Origin of the sequence: Bacillus sp. FSL M8-0256 (assembly GCF_038005765.1) — a bacterium.
Taxonomy (GTDB): Bacteria; Bacillota; Bacilli; order Bacillales; family Bacillaceae; genus Bacillus; species Bacillus safensis.
The window spans coordinates 1328534-1344596 of record NZ_JBBOTU010000001.1 but is presented as its reverse complement, the minus strand read 5'-3'; the positions used below and the strand labels follow the sequence as shown (position 1 = coordinate 1344596).

Genomic DNA, 16063 nt, shown 5'->3' with positions numbered 1-16063 from the left:
GACATCATCCTTTTAATATACTATGATTACCAGTATACCAAACATTCGTTTCCAATTGGAACAATTGTTATGAAAATGACAAAAAGAGCGATTAACTCTCCGCTCTTTTTCCCTCAGTATATTTCGGCTGATACGTTCTCCCTCCGTCTAACAGGATAATTTGTCCGTGCAAATAACTCCCCTCGCCACGTGTGAGAAATAAAGTGAGTCCTGCAATATCCTCAGGCTTTCCTAATCTTCCGATGGGAATGAGTGATTGCAGCTGCCGTTTCTCCTCTACAGTAGGATAGAGCGTATCAAGCATTTGAGATTCAATTACGCGGGGGGCAATCACATTGATGCGTATATGATGCGAGCCTAGTTCTTTTACGAGCGAACGCATCAATCCAAAAGCCCCTGCTTTTGATGCATAATATTGAATACCGCCGCCTGATCCGGTGATTGCCGATCCCGATCCAATAATGACAACACTGCCTTCCTCCCGCTCACACATATAGGGTGCCAGCGCTTTGATGCAATAGTAAAGACCATATAAGTTCACAGCAAGTGTCTTTTTCCAAAGTGAAAAATCGACTTCTAAAAAAGGCAGTGATTTTGTCATTCCTGCTGAATACACAAGGTGAGCAATACCGCCCAGCTCCCTTTCAGCTGCTGATATCATTTGCTGAACACTTTCCCACGATGAAACGTCAGCTTGAAATATCAGTAGCTGAGGATACTGTGTCTTTAAGAGCGAAAGTCCCTTTTCGTCTATATCTGACACGGCGACTTGGTGCCCTTCTTTTAAAAACCGCTCAGCAATTTCTTTTCCGATCCCTTGGGCTCCGCCAACGATGAGAACTGGTTTTTGAACATTAGCCAGCACTCTCACCCCCATCAAGCATAATCGCCGCGCCATCTGTAAATGCACCATAGGATGTACTGAGAAACACCGTCATATGGGCCACAGTCTCCTTGATTTGCTCTGTATCAGGAACCAAATCGAGAGGCGGCGGCAGCAGCGCAAGCACCCGGATACCTTTGTCTTTAAATTCTCTTGCTAACCCTTTTGTCATGGCATTCAGCATAGAATTTGATGTAGCATGTGAGATCCCGCCATCCCCTGTGATACTGCCTGATGACGATATATTAATGATGCAGCCTTGCTTCTGATCAACCATATGCCATACGGCAGCCTGACTGGAAAGAAAGACGGTATTCACAGCCGATTCCACTTCATCCACCCACTCATCTGGGCTCACGTCATCAAGCTCTGCGTCCGCTCCTTGTTCAGCTTGATTGACCAAAATATCCAGTTTACCGCATGTATCAATCACTTGCCTCAGCATCCGTGTGGCATCACTCGGCGTTTCCAGCGGGTTCTGAATGATACTCGCTTGACCGCCCATTTTTTGAATGTCTTCACGAATGGTTTTAGCCTTTGATTCATCATGAAACGTGTGTAAAAAAACATGTGCACCTGCCCGGGCTAAAGCCAGGCAGATGGCTTCTCCAAATCCATCTGTGCTACCTGTCACAAGTGCCACTTTCTGATGAAGCTGGACGTGCACATGCATCTCCTCCCTATCCCTTGTTTGGCATTTATTTTCTCAGCTTACTCACGATATCAAGTGCTGCTTCATAAAAACCTTCTGAGATGGTCGGATGCGGATGAATCATTTTCGCCATCTCTTCTGCTGTTCCTTCTAAATACATAAAGGAGGAAGCTTCTGAAATCATCTCTGTGACGTGCGGGCCAACCATCGTCGCACCAATCACTTCACCATAGGCTGTATCGTATACCAATTTAATAAAACCTGTTTGCTCGCCTGCCGCTAGTGCTTTACCACTTGCTGCTAAATCAAATCGTTCTGCCCGCACGTTAAGTCCTTTGGCTTTTGCCTCTTTTTCAGTTAGACCAACACTTGCTACCTCTGGTAATGTATAAATACATCTAGGCATGATATCAGCATTTATTTTTTCAGACACACCGCAAATATTACTGACCGCAACAGCGGCCTCTGCCATCGCTGCGTGAGCAAGCTGATAGCCGCCAGCGACATCTCCAACTGCATAGACACCTTCCACGCTTGTCTGCATCTTGTCGTTCACCTTGATAAAAGGACCATCCAACTGAAGGTCAAGCTGGCTGACAGCAGAAACGCTAGGTCTTCTTCCTACACAAACAAGCAGTCTTTCAGCCGTAAAGATATGCGTCTCTCCTTTATCGTCTGATGCATGAACCGCTTTGATTCCTTCGCTTTCCGTCACCTCTGTCACAGTGGTTTTTTTCGCGATATGGATGCCTTTTTTCTTTAATTCTCTTTCTAGCAGCTTAGATGCTTCCTCATCCTCTTGCGGAATAATAGACGGAGCCGCTTCGATAATCGTGACTTTTGATTGAAGACTCTGGAAGATACAAGCCAGCTCAAGTCCAATGACACCGCCGCCAATGATGACGACAGAAGCCGGAATATCTGGAATGTCAAAGATTGTATCACTTGTGTCAAATTGAATGTCTTTAAGGCCCGGTATTGGCGGAATGGCAGGTGAAGATCCAGTAGCAATGATGAGTTCTTTCGTTTCGATCGATTCTGCCCCATCTTGCTTTTCAATCTCAATCCGGTGCTTTGTAACAGCTGTACCTCTGCCGTTATATACATCAATCTTTCCTTGCTTTAATAAAAAGGCAATTCCGCCTCTGAGCTTTTCAATGACGTCATCTTTGCGCTTTCTCATTTTATCGAAGGAAAGGACCAAATCACCTGCTTCAATTCCCCAGCTTTTCGCCTTCTCAATTGATTCAATGACTTCTGCATGTTTGAGCAGCGTCTTTGAAGGAATACAGCCCCGATTTAAACAAGTACCGCCTAGAAAATCCTCTTCAATCAATGCGACCTTCCGTCCACGCTCAGCTGCTTGAAGGGCGGCAGTATACCCGCCAGGCCCTCCGCCAATGACTGTCAGATCATACGTTTTCGTCATCCGATTCATCTCCTACATTAGCAATTCAAATGGTTGTTCAAGCACTTTTTTAAGATCTGTTAAAAAGGCAGCCGCTGGTGCGCCATCTACCACTCGGTGATCAAACGATAAACTAACGCCCATCATCGGCCGCACCTGAATTTCTCCATCTACTACAACAGCTTTTTCTTGAATGCGCCCAACCCCTAAGATCGCCACTTCCGGCTGATTAATAATCGGGGTAAAGGTATCAATGGCATACATCCCTAAGTTACTAATGGTAAAAGTGGACCCTTTCAGCTGGTCTGGCAGCAGTTTTTGGTCACGTGCGTTTCGGCCGATTTCTTTCGCCTCTTTTGTCAGCTGTTTTAACCCTTTTTGGTTCGCATGAGAAATGACTGGAACCATTAAGCCATCTTTTACAGCGACAGCGAGACCAATGTGCACATCATCATGGAAATGGAGCTCATTTTGTTCAAACGTCATATTGATATGCGGGTGGCGTGTGAGTACGTTGCTGACCGCATGAATGATAATTTCTGTGAACGACAATCTGTAGCCTGTCTCTTTTTCAATCGCTGGCAATAGCTGTTTGCGTACTTCTTTCGCTTTTGTCATATCGATTTCACTTGTTAATGTCACGTGCGGTGCTGTAAAGGCACTTTGTGACATCCTATCAGCGATCACTTTTCTCATGCCAGCTAGTTTTTGTGTTTTCGCTGGAGAAGACTCTGCTGTTTGTGCAGCTGCTGCCGTTACATCACTCTTCATAATTTTTCCGTGTGCACCAGATCCAGCAACATTCGCTAAATTGATTCCTTCACGAGCAGCCACTTTTTCTGCAAGCGGTGACACGCGCTGATCTTTCTCACTAGAGTGGACGGCCGCCTCGACGTCACGCTTTTGAACTCTGCCTTTAGGTCCTGTGCCAGATACCTCATGAATCGCTACATGATGATCCTTTGCCGTTTTTCTCGCCGCAGGTGTGGCACGTACTTTTTCATTAGATGTTTTTGGGGCTTCAGTAGAACTGGATGAAGCCGCTTCTGATGAAGACGATTCGCTGCTGTCTGGTGATTCTTCATCTGATTGTGCTGGCGGTTCGCTTGGCACCTGTTCATTTGCCTCTCCGATGTATCCAATGACAGCATTAACTGGAATTTGATCATCGGCTTCATAATATTTCTTTAGAAAAATACCATCATCATAGGCTTCCACCTCAATATTGATCTTGTCTGTCATAATTTCAAAAAGAGGCTCACCGATTTCAACCGAATCTCCTTCTTCTTTAAACCATTGAAGCAAGGTGCCGACTTCCATCGTACTGCTCAGCTTCGGCATAAATATCTCTTTTGGCATGATCTTCTCCCCTTTACTTAAGAGCGCACAAGCTCTTTTGCTGCTTCAATAATATCTGGCACTTGTGGAATGACCGCTTTTTCCAGCGTCGGGTTGTATGGTATTGGGACCGCAAGACCGCCAAGTCGTTTAATTGGAGCATCTAAGTAGTCAAAGGCTTCACTTTCCGCTATCATACTTGCAATCTCTCCGCCATAGCCGCCTCGTTTTACCGCTTCATGAACGACGATACATTTACCTGTTTTCTTCACAGATTCGATAATCGTTTCTTCATCTAATGGGACGAGTGTTCTTGGGTCAATGATTTCAACATCGATTCCCTCTGCTTCTAGTTCCTTCGCCGCTTCTAACGCTTTGTGTACCATAATCGCTGTTGCTACAATCGTGACGTCTTTCCCGCTTCTTTTCACATCTGCTTTCCCTAGAGGAATGGAATATTGCTCTTCAGGCACTTCACCGATTGTTTTATATAAAAGCTTGTGCTCGTAGAAAATGACAGGGTTGTCATCATCCATCGCCGCTTTTAAAAGTCCTTTTGCATCATAGGCTGTTGAAGGCTGAACCACTTTAAGTCCTGGAATATGCGCCATCCACGCTTCTAAGCTTTGGGAGTGCTGCGCCGCTGCACCCGTTCCTGATCCTGCTGGTGTTCTCACGACAAGCGGAACCTTTCCTTTTCCGCCAAACATGTACCGTGTTTTGGCTGCTTGGTTCACAAGCTGATCCATTGCGATTGTGATAAAGTCAGAGAATTGAAGTTCTAAAATAGGACGCATACCAGTTAAAGCCGCTCCGACTGCCCCACCTGCGATGGCAGCCTCTGAGATAGGTGTATTGCGAACACGCTCTGGACCGAATTCTTCAATCATGCCGCGCGTGACACCAAAAGCACCTCCATATACGCCGATATCTTCACCTAAAATGAAGACATCTTGGTTTTCTCTCATTTCCTGACTCATTGCCTCTCGAACGGCTTCTAAATATGAAATCTCTCTCACTGTTGTTTTTGTCACGTGATTCCCCTCCTAATTAGGCGTATACATCCTCTAATAGTGTGTCAATTGACGGTTCTTTACTGTTTTTGGCGAATTCGACAGACGCTTCAATTTCCTGCTTTGCTTCTTCCTGTAAGCTTGCTGCCTGCTCTTCTGTCAAAACATTCAGTTCAATCAAGAGAGACTTAAAGCGTTTGATGCCGTCTTTTTGTCTCCACTCTGTCTCTTCTTCACGTGTACGGTATTTTTTCGCATCACTCTTAGAGTGACCCTTCCAGCGGTATGTTTTCATTTCAATGAGTGATGGGCCTTCTCCCGCTCTCGCACGGCTGACTGCTTCATCAACTGTGTTCATAATTTCGACCATGTCATTTCCATCAACCGTTTTCCCTGGCATTCCGTAGCTTTCTGCTCTTGTTGAAATGTCTTCAATGTTGATCATTTCTTTCACAGGGCCAGACATGCCGTACTGGTTGTTTTCACAAATAAACACAACTGGTAAATCCCAAATAGACGCAAGGTTTAATGCTTCATGGAAGCTGCCTTCATTTGTGGCGCCATCTCCGAAGAAACAAAGAACAACAAAGCCTTCCTGCTTCATTTTAGATGTGAGCGCTGCACCTGTTGCCAGCGGGATACCGCCGCCAACGATTCCATTTGCCCCAAGATTTCCTTTTTCTAAGTCCGCAATATGCATGGAGCCGCCTTTTCCTTTACAATAGCCGGTTTCACGTCCAAACAATTCAGCCATCATTTTATTAACCTCGGCCCCTTTTGCAATACAGTGACCGTGTCCCCTGTGTGTGCTGACGATCTTATCTTTATCTTCTAATACGGCAATCGATCCAACAGCTGACGCTTCCTGTCCAACACATAAATGAGTGGTGCCATGGATAAGTCCTTTTGCAAAAAATTGATCAACCTTTTCATCAAAATATCTCACTAACCACATTTGTTTATATAAATCTGCTAATTTCTCATGACTAATCTGTTCAGGCAAAGTGATTTGTTTTTGCATTTCTTCTCTCCCCTTTACATTTGTTCTTATGTGTTACATTTGTAATTATCATACGTTTAACTGTCATCGAAGTCAAGCATTTCTCTCTCATTTTTAAGCGTTTTCATCTTTTGTCAGAAAAAAAGAGAAAGGCAAAGCCCTTTTCCAAAGAACTTCTCTTTCTCTTTTAATCTCATACACTCATTCATCTGGATACATCATGATTTTGACGCTCTCACCCTCAGGATGCCTCGCACATTCTATCGCCTGAAGCAGCTGGCTTAACGGATAACGATGCGTCACCATCTTTTCAGTGTTGACCACTTTTGCTTTCAGAAGCTCAAGGGCTTCACGATAGTGATATGGATGCGAGGAATAGGCTCCTACTACCTTCACTTCATCATTGAAAAATCGTTCAGCAGGAATGGGCACATCGCCCTTTGGAAAATGAGCAAACACCAAAATCGTCCCGCCTCGCGCTACAGCCTGAAACGCCTCTTTTAAAAGCGCACTGCTCCCAACAGAAATAATGACGAGGTCTGCTCCCTTTCCATCTGTTTCCTTCATCACCCGGTTTTCAACCGGCTCAGCTGCTGGATGGAAAGCGATATCTGCACCTAAACTCCTCGCTTGCAGCAGCCTGTTCTCATTCACATCTGTTATCATCACTTTCCCAGCCAAATAATATTTGGCGAGCTGCAATTGAATACAGCCAATTTGCCCCGCTCCAAGGATCAATACGGAATCTCCTGGATGAACAGGAGCTCGTTCAAACCCATGCAGACAGCAGGCAACCGGTTCTACCATCGCCCCCTGCTCATACGATACGTCTTTTGGAAGCTTGCCCATCGTGTGCTTGACATGCAAAGCAGGTACACGGATATATTCTGAAAACCCGCCCGGCTCTACATTTGTGGCTGTAAACTGCGGACACATCGTATAAAACCCCTTTTGACAAAAGTCACAGGTGAAACAAGGCACATGATGCGCCACATATACCCTGTCTCCCGTCTGGACATTTGTCACACGCTTGCCGGTCTCGACAATATCACCAGCGATTTCATGCCCTAACACCGTCCCAGGAGGTACTGTCTCATGCGTTGCTTTGTAAATATCCGTTCCGCATAAGCCGCAGGCTCGCAGCTTTAACAGAACTTCATCATCACCGATGACTGGCCGGTTCCGCTCCTCATACCGAATGTCCTCTGAAGAATAAAAGACAGCTGATTTCATGTAGCAGCATCCTCCTTTTCATCACCCTTCGCAAAATCCTGTAGTGTTTGAACAAGCTGCTTGTACTCACTCATCTCGCTGGATATCCAGTAGCGCCCTCCGAATATACGAGCTGGCCCCACCCTGACATAGACTTTCCCGATATGAGGATAAGGCTTTAAAAAAAGCTTTCCTTTAATATCAGAAACTGCATATGTGTGCCATCTGCCAAAAGCGCCTATCTTCAGTTGATCTTCACTAATGATGACGTTTGTCGGCTGGTTCAGTCCCGTGATACTAGAAAGTATGAGAATAGGCAGCGTATAAACGCCTAACACAGCTAACGGGTCAGGTCCTGCTGACCATAATGTATAAAGAGACCAGAGAAAAAACAGACAGATGAGCACAGCCGGAAGAAAAATAGACAACATTGCAGACGTTCGGCTATAAGCATGATGCTGCATGAGACTTCCTCCTTTCAGATCACTAGAAGGAGCCACAAAAGCTCCTCCATGCAATAACTCTCTACTTGATATGATCGATGATTTTCTCGATATCATCTTCAATACCAAATCCAGTTAAAAAGGATAATGTTTGAATCACAGGTGTCCCTTTTGTATCACTCACAGGTGTTGTTGTCACAATTAAATCTGCACCCTCCGCTTTTTGCGGGACTTCAGATGCCTTACACTGTTCTACGACGACATCATATCCTTTTTCCTTTAACGTTTCTTCTACCTTTTTAGCCACAACCGTTGATGTTGCAACTGCCGTTCCGCATGATACTAATATTTTCTTCGCCATTAGAATCCCTCCAGCTCATTTATTGTTCTTTTTGATCTAAGCCCATTTCTTTCGCATACTGCTTTTTAATATCATTTCGCACCCAGTACCATAGAAGCGCATAAGCCAAAGCACAGATAATTGCTGCAATAAAGTAAGGGTTGCTCGGATCAAGAAGTCTCACCATGATCCAAGGAATAACGTGAGAACCAAGGTCAATACCTGAAATCATGTTTGCCCCTTCTGGGAAATCAAAGCCGACTGCTTTCCCCATGGTTGTCGCAAGCGGTGCAAGGTTCGTTGCGATAAAGAAGACAATCATTAATGTGAAAATACTGTTAATAAGACCGCGAATAATATTTCCACGAGCGGCTGCTACTGCCCAGACAACTGTAAATGGCAGAACCGATAAGTCAGCAAACGGGAGCATGCCATTGTAAGGCAGAACAACTGCGAGCAAAATGGTAATCGGCACCATTAAAAGGGCTACCGCCATATTCGCTGGATGACCAATCACAATCGCTGTATCTAAACCAATATAGACATTTTTCCCTGGGAAACGCTTTTGAATATAAGAACGAGCGCCCTCAGAGATTGGAATGAGCCCTTCCATTAATAGCGCAACCATTCTTGGCATTAAGACAAGAACTGCTGCCATTTGAATACCGAGCGTCATCACACCTTTTGCATCATAGCCGCCGAGAAGACCAATAATGATACCAAGTATGAGACCCATCACAAGCGGTTCACCAAAAATGCCAAAGCGTTTCTTCAATGTTTCTGGATCAGCATGAATTTTGTTTAAACCAGGGATCTTATCAATGATGCGGTTGGACGCATACATGAGCGGGGCAAAGTTGACCGTTTCAGCATGAGCCATCGATACGCCTTTTAATCCGAAATGGTGTTCGATTGTCGGCGCCGTCCAATCGGCTAATTTTAGCGTGATCGCAGAGACGATCAAGCCAACAGCAAGAGCCAAGAACATATTATGATAAGCGTAGTAAGTAACAGAGGCTGCGAAAATCAAATGCCAGAAGTTCCAAATATCCACATTCAGCGTTTTCGTAAAGTTTACGGACAATAAGATGACATTTAATAAAAGTACAAGAGGAATCATGAGCGGGGCAACGGGTGTACCAAAGGATATGGCAGCTCCAATCGGCCATCCAACATCCAAAATATCGAGCTTTAGCCCAAGGGAATTAACCATGGCTTTTGCTGCTGGCCCAAGTCCGCTCACGAGCAAATTAATGACAAGATTGACACCGACAAATCCAATTCCGATCGTAATACCGGCCCTGAAGGATTTCTTAAAGCCCTGCCTTAAAATCATACCGAAAAGCGTCATAATAATCGGGAGCATAATAGTTGGTCCAAGGTCTAATATAAAATCGACGGCTTGCTTGATCATACATCCACCTCCTGAATTTTTCAGATAAAGCGCTTACATATTTTCGTGAATGGCTATTGGTTTAATTCTTGCTGAAGCACGTCAACTGCTTCTTCATAAGATGTCATGTGTGAGAGCTTTGTCATCACCTCTTCTTTTCTAAAAAGTGTCATCAGCTTCTCCAGCATCACAAGCTGTTTGCTAGGCTCAGAGATTGCTAGGACAAACACAATTTTGGCTTGCACTGTTTCATCAGGGCTTCCCATCTTATGAAAAATGACAGGTTCCTTTAAAGTAGCTACACTAATCGCTGGTTTGTTCACATGCTCAGGATCTGTATGCGGAATCGCTACCCCAAAGGCTGCAAGTGGAAGACCTGTAGGATATGTTTTTTCTCTTTCAAGCACTGCTGGTAAAAAGCTCGATTTAATGTACCCTCCAGCTTCTAACCGCCCTGCTAAATATGTGGTCACCTCCTCTCTCGAAGATGCTTCGAACTGCAGCTTAATCAGTTGTTTATCTAACTCAAACAAGCTGTTCAAACAACCACCCCTTTCATTTGGTATAAATATGAACACATGTAACAAAAGAAAGAACATTTTTAGAATAGGACCTTTTATAAAGCGCTTACAATTATGAGTTATGAAAAATGTTCAATATCGTTACCTTTGTAAAGATATTATAATATTCAAAATTATAAGTCAATGTCCCTAGGGAAATTTAAATAAAAAAAGACGCAGTCATCACCGCGTCTCATCCTTCTAATCTTCTATACTGCTTGTTAAATGTGGCTTCCTATATCTAAAAATTCAGATACAAATAGATTGTCTGTCTGCACTGCCATTTCTTCCTTTGTGCCAATTTTTTCGATTCTTCCTTCATTCATCACCACAACACGATCAGCAATATCGAATGCTTCTTCTTGATCATGTGTCACAAAAATGGTGGTCATTTGAAAGTCACGATGAACTTTTTTCAGCCAATGCCTTAATTCTTTCCTCACCTTTGTATCAAGTGCACCAAAAGGTTCATCTAAGAGGAGTGCCTTCGGCTGAACGGCAAGTGCGCGCGCCAGTGCCACACGCTGCTTTTGCCCGCCTGACAGCTGATCTGGATACCGCTGCTCAAACTGCGTAAGCTGAACAACCTCTAAAAGCTCATGTACCCGCTCTTTGATGTCTTTTTTAGGCAGTCTTTCTCCTCTAGGTTTCATTTTCAGCCCATATGCCACATTATCAAAAACCGTCATATTTCGAAAAAGTGCATATTGCTGAAATACAAAACCGATCTGTCGTTTTCGTACTGGAATGTGTGTGTAATCCTGATCTCCAAATAAAATCTGTCCGTTATTGGCATAATCAAGACCTGCAATGATTCTTAATAAAGTCGTTTTCCCAGAGCCAGATGGTCCTAGTAAAGAGATTAATTCACCATTTCTTATCGATAAATCCACGTTTTGCAAAACCTTTGTCTGACCAAATTGTTTTGATATTTGTTTTGCTGTAATCCCCAAGGTCGATCCCTCCATTTATGTTGAGCGCTTGCCAAGCCGATGTTCCCTCTGCTGAATGATTTGCTTAATGATTAAAGTAATGACTGCCACAAACGCCATGAGAGACGCCACAGTAAAAGCGGCTTGAAATTGGTACTCATTGTATAAAATTTCGATATGAAGTGGCATCGTATTGGTCATGCCTCGAATATGACCTGATACAACCGACACGGCACCAAATTCACCAATCGCTCTTGCCCCGGCTAAAATGACACCGTAAAAAAGAGCCCATTTGATATTCGGCAGTGTCACAAAGAAAAAAGTCTTCCATCCGTTTGCACCAAGTGTGAGCGATGCTTCCTCCTCATGAATGCCTTCATGCTGCATAAACGGGATTAATTCTCTAGCAATAAACGGAAATGTAACGAATATGGTGGCTAGGATCATGCCTGGTACAGAATAAATGACTTTCCATCCATTCGCCATAAGCCAAGGTCCTAAAAGCCCGTTTGAACCAAATAAAAGCACAAATACAAGTCCAGCAATCACAGGCGAAACGGCAAACGGGAGATCAATCACAGTCGTTAACAAACGTTTTCCGCGGAAATTAAATTTTGTGATAAGCCATGCAGCACTTACCCCAAAGATCATTTGGAGCGGCAAGGTGACGACGACAATGAAAACAGTCAATTTGATCGCCGCGAGTGTATCTGGATGTGAGATGGCCAGAAGGTATGAACTCCATCCTTTCTCAAATGCCTTTGAAAAAACGGCGATCAGCGGTATGAGTAAAAATAAAATCAAAAAAGCATACACGACCGTAATCAAGAGGATTTTCACCCCTTTAGATTCGGTTACAGGACTTTTATACTGAACATGGTGCTGATGACTAAGCTCTCTCTCCAATGGTTTCACCTCACGTATACTTGTTTTTTCCGCTCAACATACCACTGAATGCCATGAATCAATAACAGGATGAAAAACGAAAGAAGCAGCATCAAGCAGGCAATCGCTGCTGCACCATGATAATCATACTGTTCAAGCTTGGACATGATCATCAGCGGTGTAATTTCTGTTTTAAACGGAATATTTCCAGCTATAAACACAACAGAGCCATATTCACCTAGCGCTCTTGCAAACGCAAGTGAAAATCCAGTCATCACCGCAGGAAACAGGGCCGGCAGCAGTACGTGAAAAAAGGTCTGTCTCCTTGTCGCACCAAGAATCGCCGCAGCCTCTTCGACTTCCTGCTGCAGCCCTTCTATCACTGGCTGAACGGTTCGGATAACGAATGGAATGCCAATAAAAATCAGTGCCAAAATAATCCCAATCGGTGTGTATGCCACCTTTATATGCAGAAATTGACCAATCCATCCATTAGGAGAATAGAGGGTGGTCAGGGCAATACCCGCAACAGCTGTTGGGAGAGCAAAAGGCAAATCAATGAGAGCATCTAAGATTTTCTTTCCATGGAATGTGTACCTGGCGAGAACCCAGGCAATTAGTACACCAAACCCTGCATTGATGAGAGCAGCTGCAAAGGAAGTCGTCACGGTCAGCTGAAGCGACTTCAATACTCTTGCATCGGTAAAAACCTTCCAAATCCCCTCTGCTCCTAATGAAGCCGTCCAAATAAATACCATGGATAAAGGAATGACGACAATCGCACTCACATAAACGAGCGTCACCCCAAGGCTCAGCCCAAATCCAGGCAATATACGTTTTCTTTTATTGGCGGCTGCATGTGCTTTCTTCATCACATCGCCCCCTATTTTTGTCCGCTGTATATTTGATCAAATAATCCGCCATCATCAAAAAATCTTTTCTGCGCCTTTCTCCACCCGCCAAACGCTTGATCAATCGTCACCATATCAATCTTTTTAAACTGGTCTTTATATTTGTTTAAGACTTGTTGATTTCTAGGGCGATAATAGTTTTTTGCCGCAATTTCCTGCCCTTTTTTAGAATATAAATAATCTAAATAAGCCTTCGCCACTTTCTCTGTTCCTTTACGTTTCACATTTTGATCAACGACCGCAACAGGCGGCTCCGCTAGAATACTAATTGATGGGGTGACAATTTCAAATTTGTCTTTGCCTAGTTCGTGCTGCGTTAAATAGGCTTCATTCTCCCATGCAATTAACACATCCCCAAGTCCGCGTTCAACAAAGGTCGTTGTGGCTCCGCGTGCACCTGAATCAAGGACTTCGACATGTTCATATAGCTTTTTGACAAAATCCTTTGTTTTTTCTTCATTCCCATGAAATGTTTTATCGGCGTAGGCCCATGCAGCTAAGTAATTCCATCTCGCACCGCCGGACGTTTTCGGATTTGGCGTAATGATGGACACACCTGGCCGAATCAAGTCGTCCCAATCTTTAATATTTTTGGGATTCCCTTTCTTCACAAGAAACACAATGGTCGATGTATACGGTGTTGACTGATTTGGAAATTCTTTTTGCCAATCTTTTGAAAGCAGTCCGCGATCTGCAATCGCATCAATGTCATACCCTAAAGCCAGTGTTGCCACATCTGCCTCGAGTCCATCAATAATCGATCTTCCCTGCTTTCCTGATCCACCATGAGACTGCTTGATCGTGACATCCTCACCTGTTTTGTCTTTCCAATACGTCTGAAAGGCTTGATTGTATTCCTGATACAATTCACGTGTAGGATCATACGAAACATTTAACAGCTCAACCTTTCCCTTTTGGCTTGAGGCTTCGTTTGCGTTTGAGCATGCAGTACTCGTCACAGACAAGACTAATATAATAGTCACGCCCCAGACCCATTTCCACTTTTTCATGTTATCCCGCTCCCCCGTTATCAAAAATAGTGACACCAACCTTGCCGTTTCATACGCAAAAAAGACCCTTAGCCACCTGAAATACATCACAGTCCTGTACTTCAAATTGCCAAGAGCCTTCGGTTGTCCGATCAGCTATGTATGATTGATGTTAGTCTATATATTATTCAAACTATTCACAGGTGTCAACTCTGTTTTTTCATTTAAACAAAAAAAGAAACGCCATCTTGAAGAGGCGCTTCTTTTCCCGGGAAATGGTTTTTAATCGGCAGAAAGCTTTAAATTGACACCAACAGCGGTTCCATTTCTCGAGGAGTCAGCTACTCCTGTAAATGTCCCTGCTTTCCGATCAATGAGTAAGGCTTGCACATTTCCTATATCAATAGGTGAACTGCCAAAACGATGACCCATATCATTTAGCTTCGTTCTTACATCAAGGGGAACACCTACTTCGTAACGGTAAGAAGTTGTACTGTTTGTATAAATCCGCGGCTCTTCCACCGCATCTTGCAGCTCCATGTCGTATTCAAGCAAGTTTAATATGGTTTGTGAAACAGAAGCAATAATAGTCGTTCCTCCAGGTGAGCCCACAGTCATGACCGGCTCGTTATCTTTAAATATGATGGTCGGGGTCATACTGGATAATGGACGCTTATTCGGCTGGACTTCATTTGCTCCGCCTGGTCTTGCGTCAAAATCTGTTAGTTCATTGTTTAAGAAAAAGCCATATTCCGGAACAAGAATCCCTGTACCAAATAACTGTTCAATGGTTGTTGTGAATGACACGACATTTCCCCACTGATCGGCAACAGTAAAATGAGTGGTCTCGCCAATGGTTTTATCTTCTGGCTGCGGGACAATTGGGGATGGATTTTTTTCATCCTCATACGCCCATGGATCTCCTTCTTTCGGGTTTTTGTTCATTTGATCTAATTGAATGAGAGAAGCTCTTTTTGAAATGTAATCATCGTCTAGTAGTCCTTTTAGTGGAACATCTACGAATTCGGGGTCGCCTGCATATGCAGCACGGTCAGCATAGGAGAGATGCATGGTTTCAGCTAGCAGCTGATATTTTTCGAATGATTTGGGGTCATATTGTGATAGATTGAAGTGATCTAGTATTTTGAGTATTTGCAGCATAAACACACCGCCTGAGCTTGGTGGAGGCATACTTGCAAGCTGGTATCCTTTATAGTCCCCCCAGATAGGCTTGTCAGTCTTGACCTCATAACGACCAAGGTCATCAGTTGTCATCGTTCCGCCAAAATCTTGGACTGTCTTTGCAAGTGCTTTTGCTACTTTTCCTTCATAAAATGCTTTGCTTCCTTTTTTCGCAATGAGCTTAAATGTTTTCGCAAGACCTGGCTGTACAAGCAGATCGCCTTCTTTGAGCGGCTGATCATCTGGAAGAAAGATTGGCGCTGCGGCCGTTTTTTTCAGCTTTTCTTGATGATCTTCAATGGCTTTTGCCAGAACAGAATCGATTTCAAATCCATCCTCTGCAAGCTGAATGGAAGGCTCAATCAATTCCTTCATCGAACGGGTTCCCCACTTATCTAATGCTGCTTCGAGACCTTTTACTGTCCCTGGAACACCAACCGCATTACCGTGTGTGGATCGCTCAGCAAATGGGATGACTTTTCCCTCATCCGTTAAAAACATGTCAGGTGTTGCGCCCTGTGGTGCTCGTTCTCTACTATTGATGATGGATGTTTCTTTTGTCTTTCCATCATAAACCATCATAAAACCACCGCCGCCAATTCCAGACATCATTGGCTCTGTCACATTCAGTGCGTACTGGATGGCAACAGCAGCATCCACTGCGTTTCCACCTTTCTTCAATACATCAGCACCTACTTCTGATGCCAGCGGGTGAGCAGTAGCCACCATGCCATCTTTACCAACAGCTACTTTACTCCCATGAGATTCGTTCGCATTGACTTGGCTGACAGGCAGAAAAAACGAGAAAACAAACAGACATATGGACAAAACAGTTAGAGAAATGCGTTTCATGAACAACACCCCTTCCATATTCTTACTTTGACCTTACCGACTTCTTGACCAGAATACAATAGATTATTCT

General features: G+C 44.0%; 16 protein-coding genes. All 16 read right to left on the bottom strand.

Going from position 1 to position 16063, the window contains the following annotated elements:
- Positions 1 to 91: 91 nt before the first annotated feature.
- Positions 92 to 877, bottom strand: coding sequence for an SDR family NAD(P)-dependent oxidoreductase (locus NSQ76_RS06735; protein WP_034281482.1), 786 nt, complete (start codon positions 875 to 877; stop codon positions 92 to 94).
- Entirely contained in the window at positions 855 to 1556 is a 702-nt protein-coding gene (locus NSQ76_RS06730; RefSeq protein ID WP_341053127.1) for an SDR family NAD(P)-dependent oxidoreductase, read from the bottom strand. Before NSQ76_RS06730 ends, NSQ76_RS06735 begins: the two co-directional genes overlap by 23 nt.
- A gap of 25 nt (positions 1557 to 1581) precedes the next feature.
- Entirely contained in the window at positions 1582 to 2964 is a 1383-nt protein-coding gene (lpdA, locus tag NSQ76_RS06725) for a dihydrolipoyl dehydrogenase (RefSeq protein WP_341053125.1), read from the bottom strand.
- Positions 2965 to 2976: 12 nt separating this feature from the next.
- Positions 2977 to 4302, bottom strand: a complete 1326-nt coding sequence (locus NSQ76_RS06720) for a dihydrolipoamide acetyltransferase family protein (protein ID WP_341053123.1) — start codon at positions 4300 to 4302, stop codon at positions 2977 to 2979.
- Positions 4303 to 4319: 17 nt separating this feature from the next.
- Entirely contained in the window at positions 4320 to 5300 is a 981-nt protein-coding gene (locus tag NSQ76_RS06715; protein ID WP_034281944.1) for an alpha-ketoacid dehydrogenase subunit beta, read from the bottom strand.
- 31 nt (positions 5301 to 5331) lie between these two features.
- Positions 5332 to 6315: a pyruvate dehydrogenase (acetyl-transferring) E1 component subunit alpha gene (gene pdhA, locus NSQ76_RS06710; RefSeq protein WP_024424949.1), complete on the bottom strand. Its 984-nt coding sequence runs from the start codon at positions 6313 to 6315 to the stop codon at positions 5332 to 5334.
- Between the two features lie 180 nt (positions 6316 to 6495).
- Entirely contained in the window at positions 6496 to 7527 is a 1032-nt protein-coding gene (locus NSQ76_RS06705) for an alcohol dehydrogenase catalytic domain-containing protein (protein ID WP_056766233.1), read from the bottom strand.
- Positions 7524 to 7970, bottom strand: a complete 447-nt coding sequence (locus NSQ76_RS06700) for a hypothetical protein (protein ID WP_034623414.1) — start codon at positions 7968 to 7970, stop codon at positions 7524 to 7526. The genes NSQ76_RS06705 and NSQ76_RS06700 overlap by 4 nt, the downstream gene beginning before the upstream one ends.
- A 61-nt stretch (positions 7971 to 8031) precedes the next feature.
- Positions 8032 to 8310, bottom strand: coding sequence for a PTS sugar transporter subunit IIB (locus NSQ76_RS06695; RefSeq protein WP_003212259.1), 279 nt, complete (start codon positions 8308 to 8310; stop codon positions 8032 to 8034).
- A gap of 19 nt (positions 8311 to 8329) precedes the next feature.
- Positions 8330 to 9703, bottom strand: coding sequence for a PTS galactitol transporter subunit IIC (locus NSQ76_RS06690; RefSeq protein ID WP_024426780.1), 1374 nt, complete (start codon positions 9701 to 9703; stop codon positions 8330 to 8332).
- Between the two features lie 53 nt (positions 9704 to 9756).
- Entirely contained in the window at positions 9757 to 10224 is a 468-nt protein-coding gene (locus NSQ76_RS06685) for a PTS sugar transporter subunit IIA (protein ID WP_341053120.1), read from the bottom strand.
- A gap of 239 nt (positions 10225 to 10463) precedes the next feature.
- Positions 10464 to 11195, bottom strand: coding sequence for a sulfate/molybdate ABC transporter ATP-binding protein (locus NSQ76_RS06680; RefSeq protein WP_024424953.1), 732 nt, complete (start codon positions 11193 to 11195; stop codon positions 10464 to 10466).
- A gap of 15 nt (positions 11196 to 11210) precedes the next feature.
- The gene (gene cysW / locus NSQ76_RS06675; RefSeq protein ID WP_341053117.1) at positions 11211 to 12080 is read right to left on the bottom strand and encodes a sulfate ABC transporter permease subunit CysW; all 870 of its coding nucleotides are present in this window, start codon (positions 12078 to 12080) and stop codon (positions 11211 to 11213) included.
- 5 nt (positions 12081 to 12085) lie between these two features.
- The gene (gene cysT / locus NSQ76_RS06670) at positions 12086 to 12931 is read right to left on the bottom strand and encodes a sulfate ABC transporter permease subunit CysT (protein ID WP_024424955.1); all 846 of its coding nucleotides are present in this window, start codon (positions 12929 to 12931) and stop codon (positions 12086 to 12088) included.
- An 11-nt stretch (positions 12932 to 12942) separates the two neighbouring features.
- Positions 12943 to 13980: a sulfate ABC transporter substrate-binding protein gene (locus NSQ76_RS06665; RefSeq protein ID WP_341053114.1), complete on the bottom strand. Its 1038-nt coding sequence runs from the start codon at positions 13978 to 13980 to the stop codon at positions 12943 to 12945.
- Positions 13981 to 14241: 261 nt separating this feature from the next.
- Positions 14242 to 15993, bottom strand: coding sequence for a gamma-glutamyltransferase (ggt, locus tag NSQ76_RS06660; protein ID WP_029707621.1), 1752 nt, complete (start codon positions 15991 to 15993; stop codon positions 14242 to 14244).
- Between the last annotated feature and the right edge of the window lie 70 nt (positions 15994 to 16063).

Excerpts from the sequence above, each read along its gene's own strand:
- NSQ76_RS06695 (WP_003212259.1), bottom strand. The coding sequence starts at position 8,310 with ATGGCGAAGAAAATATTAGTATCATGCGGAACGGCAGTTGCAACATCA.
- NSQ76_RS06705 (WP_056766233.1), bottom strand. The coding sequence starts at position 7,527 with ATGAAATCAGCTGTCTTTTATTCTTCAGAGGACATTCGGTATGAGGAG.
- NSQ76_RS06735 (WP_034281482.1), bottom strand. The coding sequence starts at position 877 with ATGGGGGTGAGAGTGCTGGCTAATGTTCAAAAACCAGTTCTCATCGTT.
- NSQ76_RS06720 (WP_341053123.1), bottom strand. The coding sequence starts at position 4,302 with ATGCCAAAAGAGATATTTATGCCGAAGCTGAGCAGTACGATGGAAGTC.
- cysT (WP_024424955.1), bottom strand. The coding sequence starts at position 12,931 with ATGAAGAAAGCACATGCAGCCGCCAATAAAAGAAAACGTATATTGCCT.
- pdhA (WP_024424949.1), bottom strand. The coding sequence starts at position 6,315 with ATGCAAAAACAAATCACTTTGCCTGAACAGATTAGTCATGAGAAATTA.
- ggt (WP_029707621.1), bottom strand. The coding sequence starts at position 15,993 with ATGAAACGCATTTCTCTAACTGTTTTGTCCATATGTCTGTTTGTTTTC.
- NSQ76_RS06700 (WP_034623414.1), bottom strand. The coding sequence starts at position 7,970 with ATGCAGCATCATGCTTATAGCCGAACGTCTGCAATGTTGTCTATTTTT.
- NSQ76_RS06730 (WP_341053127.1), bottom strand. The coding sequence starts at position 1,556 with ATGCATGTGCACGTCCAGCTTCATCAGAAAGTGGCACTTGTGACAGGT.
- lpdA (WP_341053125.1), bottom strand. The coding sequence starts at position 2,964 with ATGACGAAAACGTATGATCTGACAGTCATTGGCGGAGGGCCTGGCGGG.
- NSQ76_RS06690 (WP_024426780.1), bottom strand. The coding sequence starts at position 9,703 with ATGATCAAGCAAGCCGTCGATTTTATATTAGACCTTGGACCAACTATT.
- NSQ76_RS06665 (WP_341053114.1), bottom strand. The coding sequence starts at position 13,980 with ATGAAAAAGTGGAAATGGGTCTGGGGCGTGACTATTATATTAGTCTTG.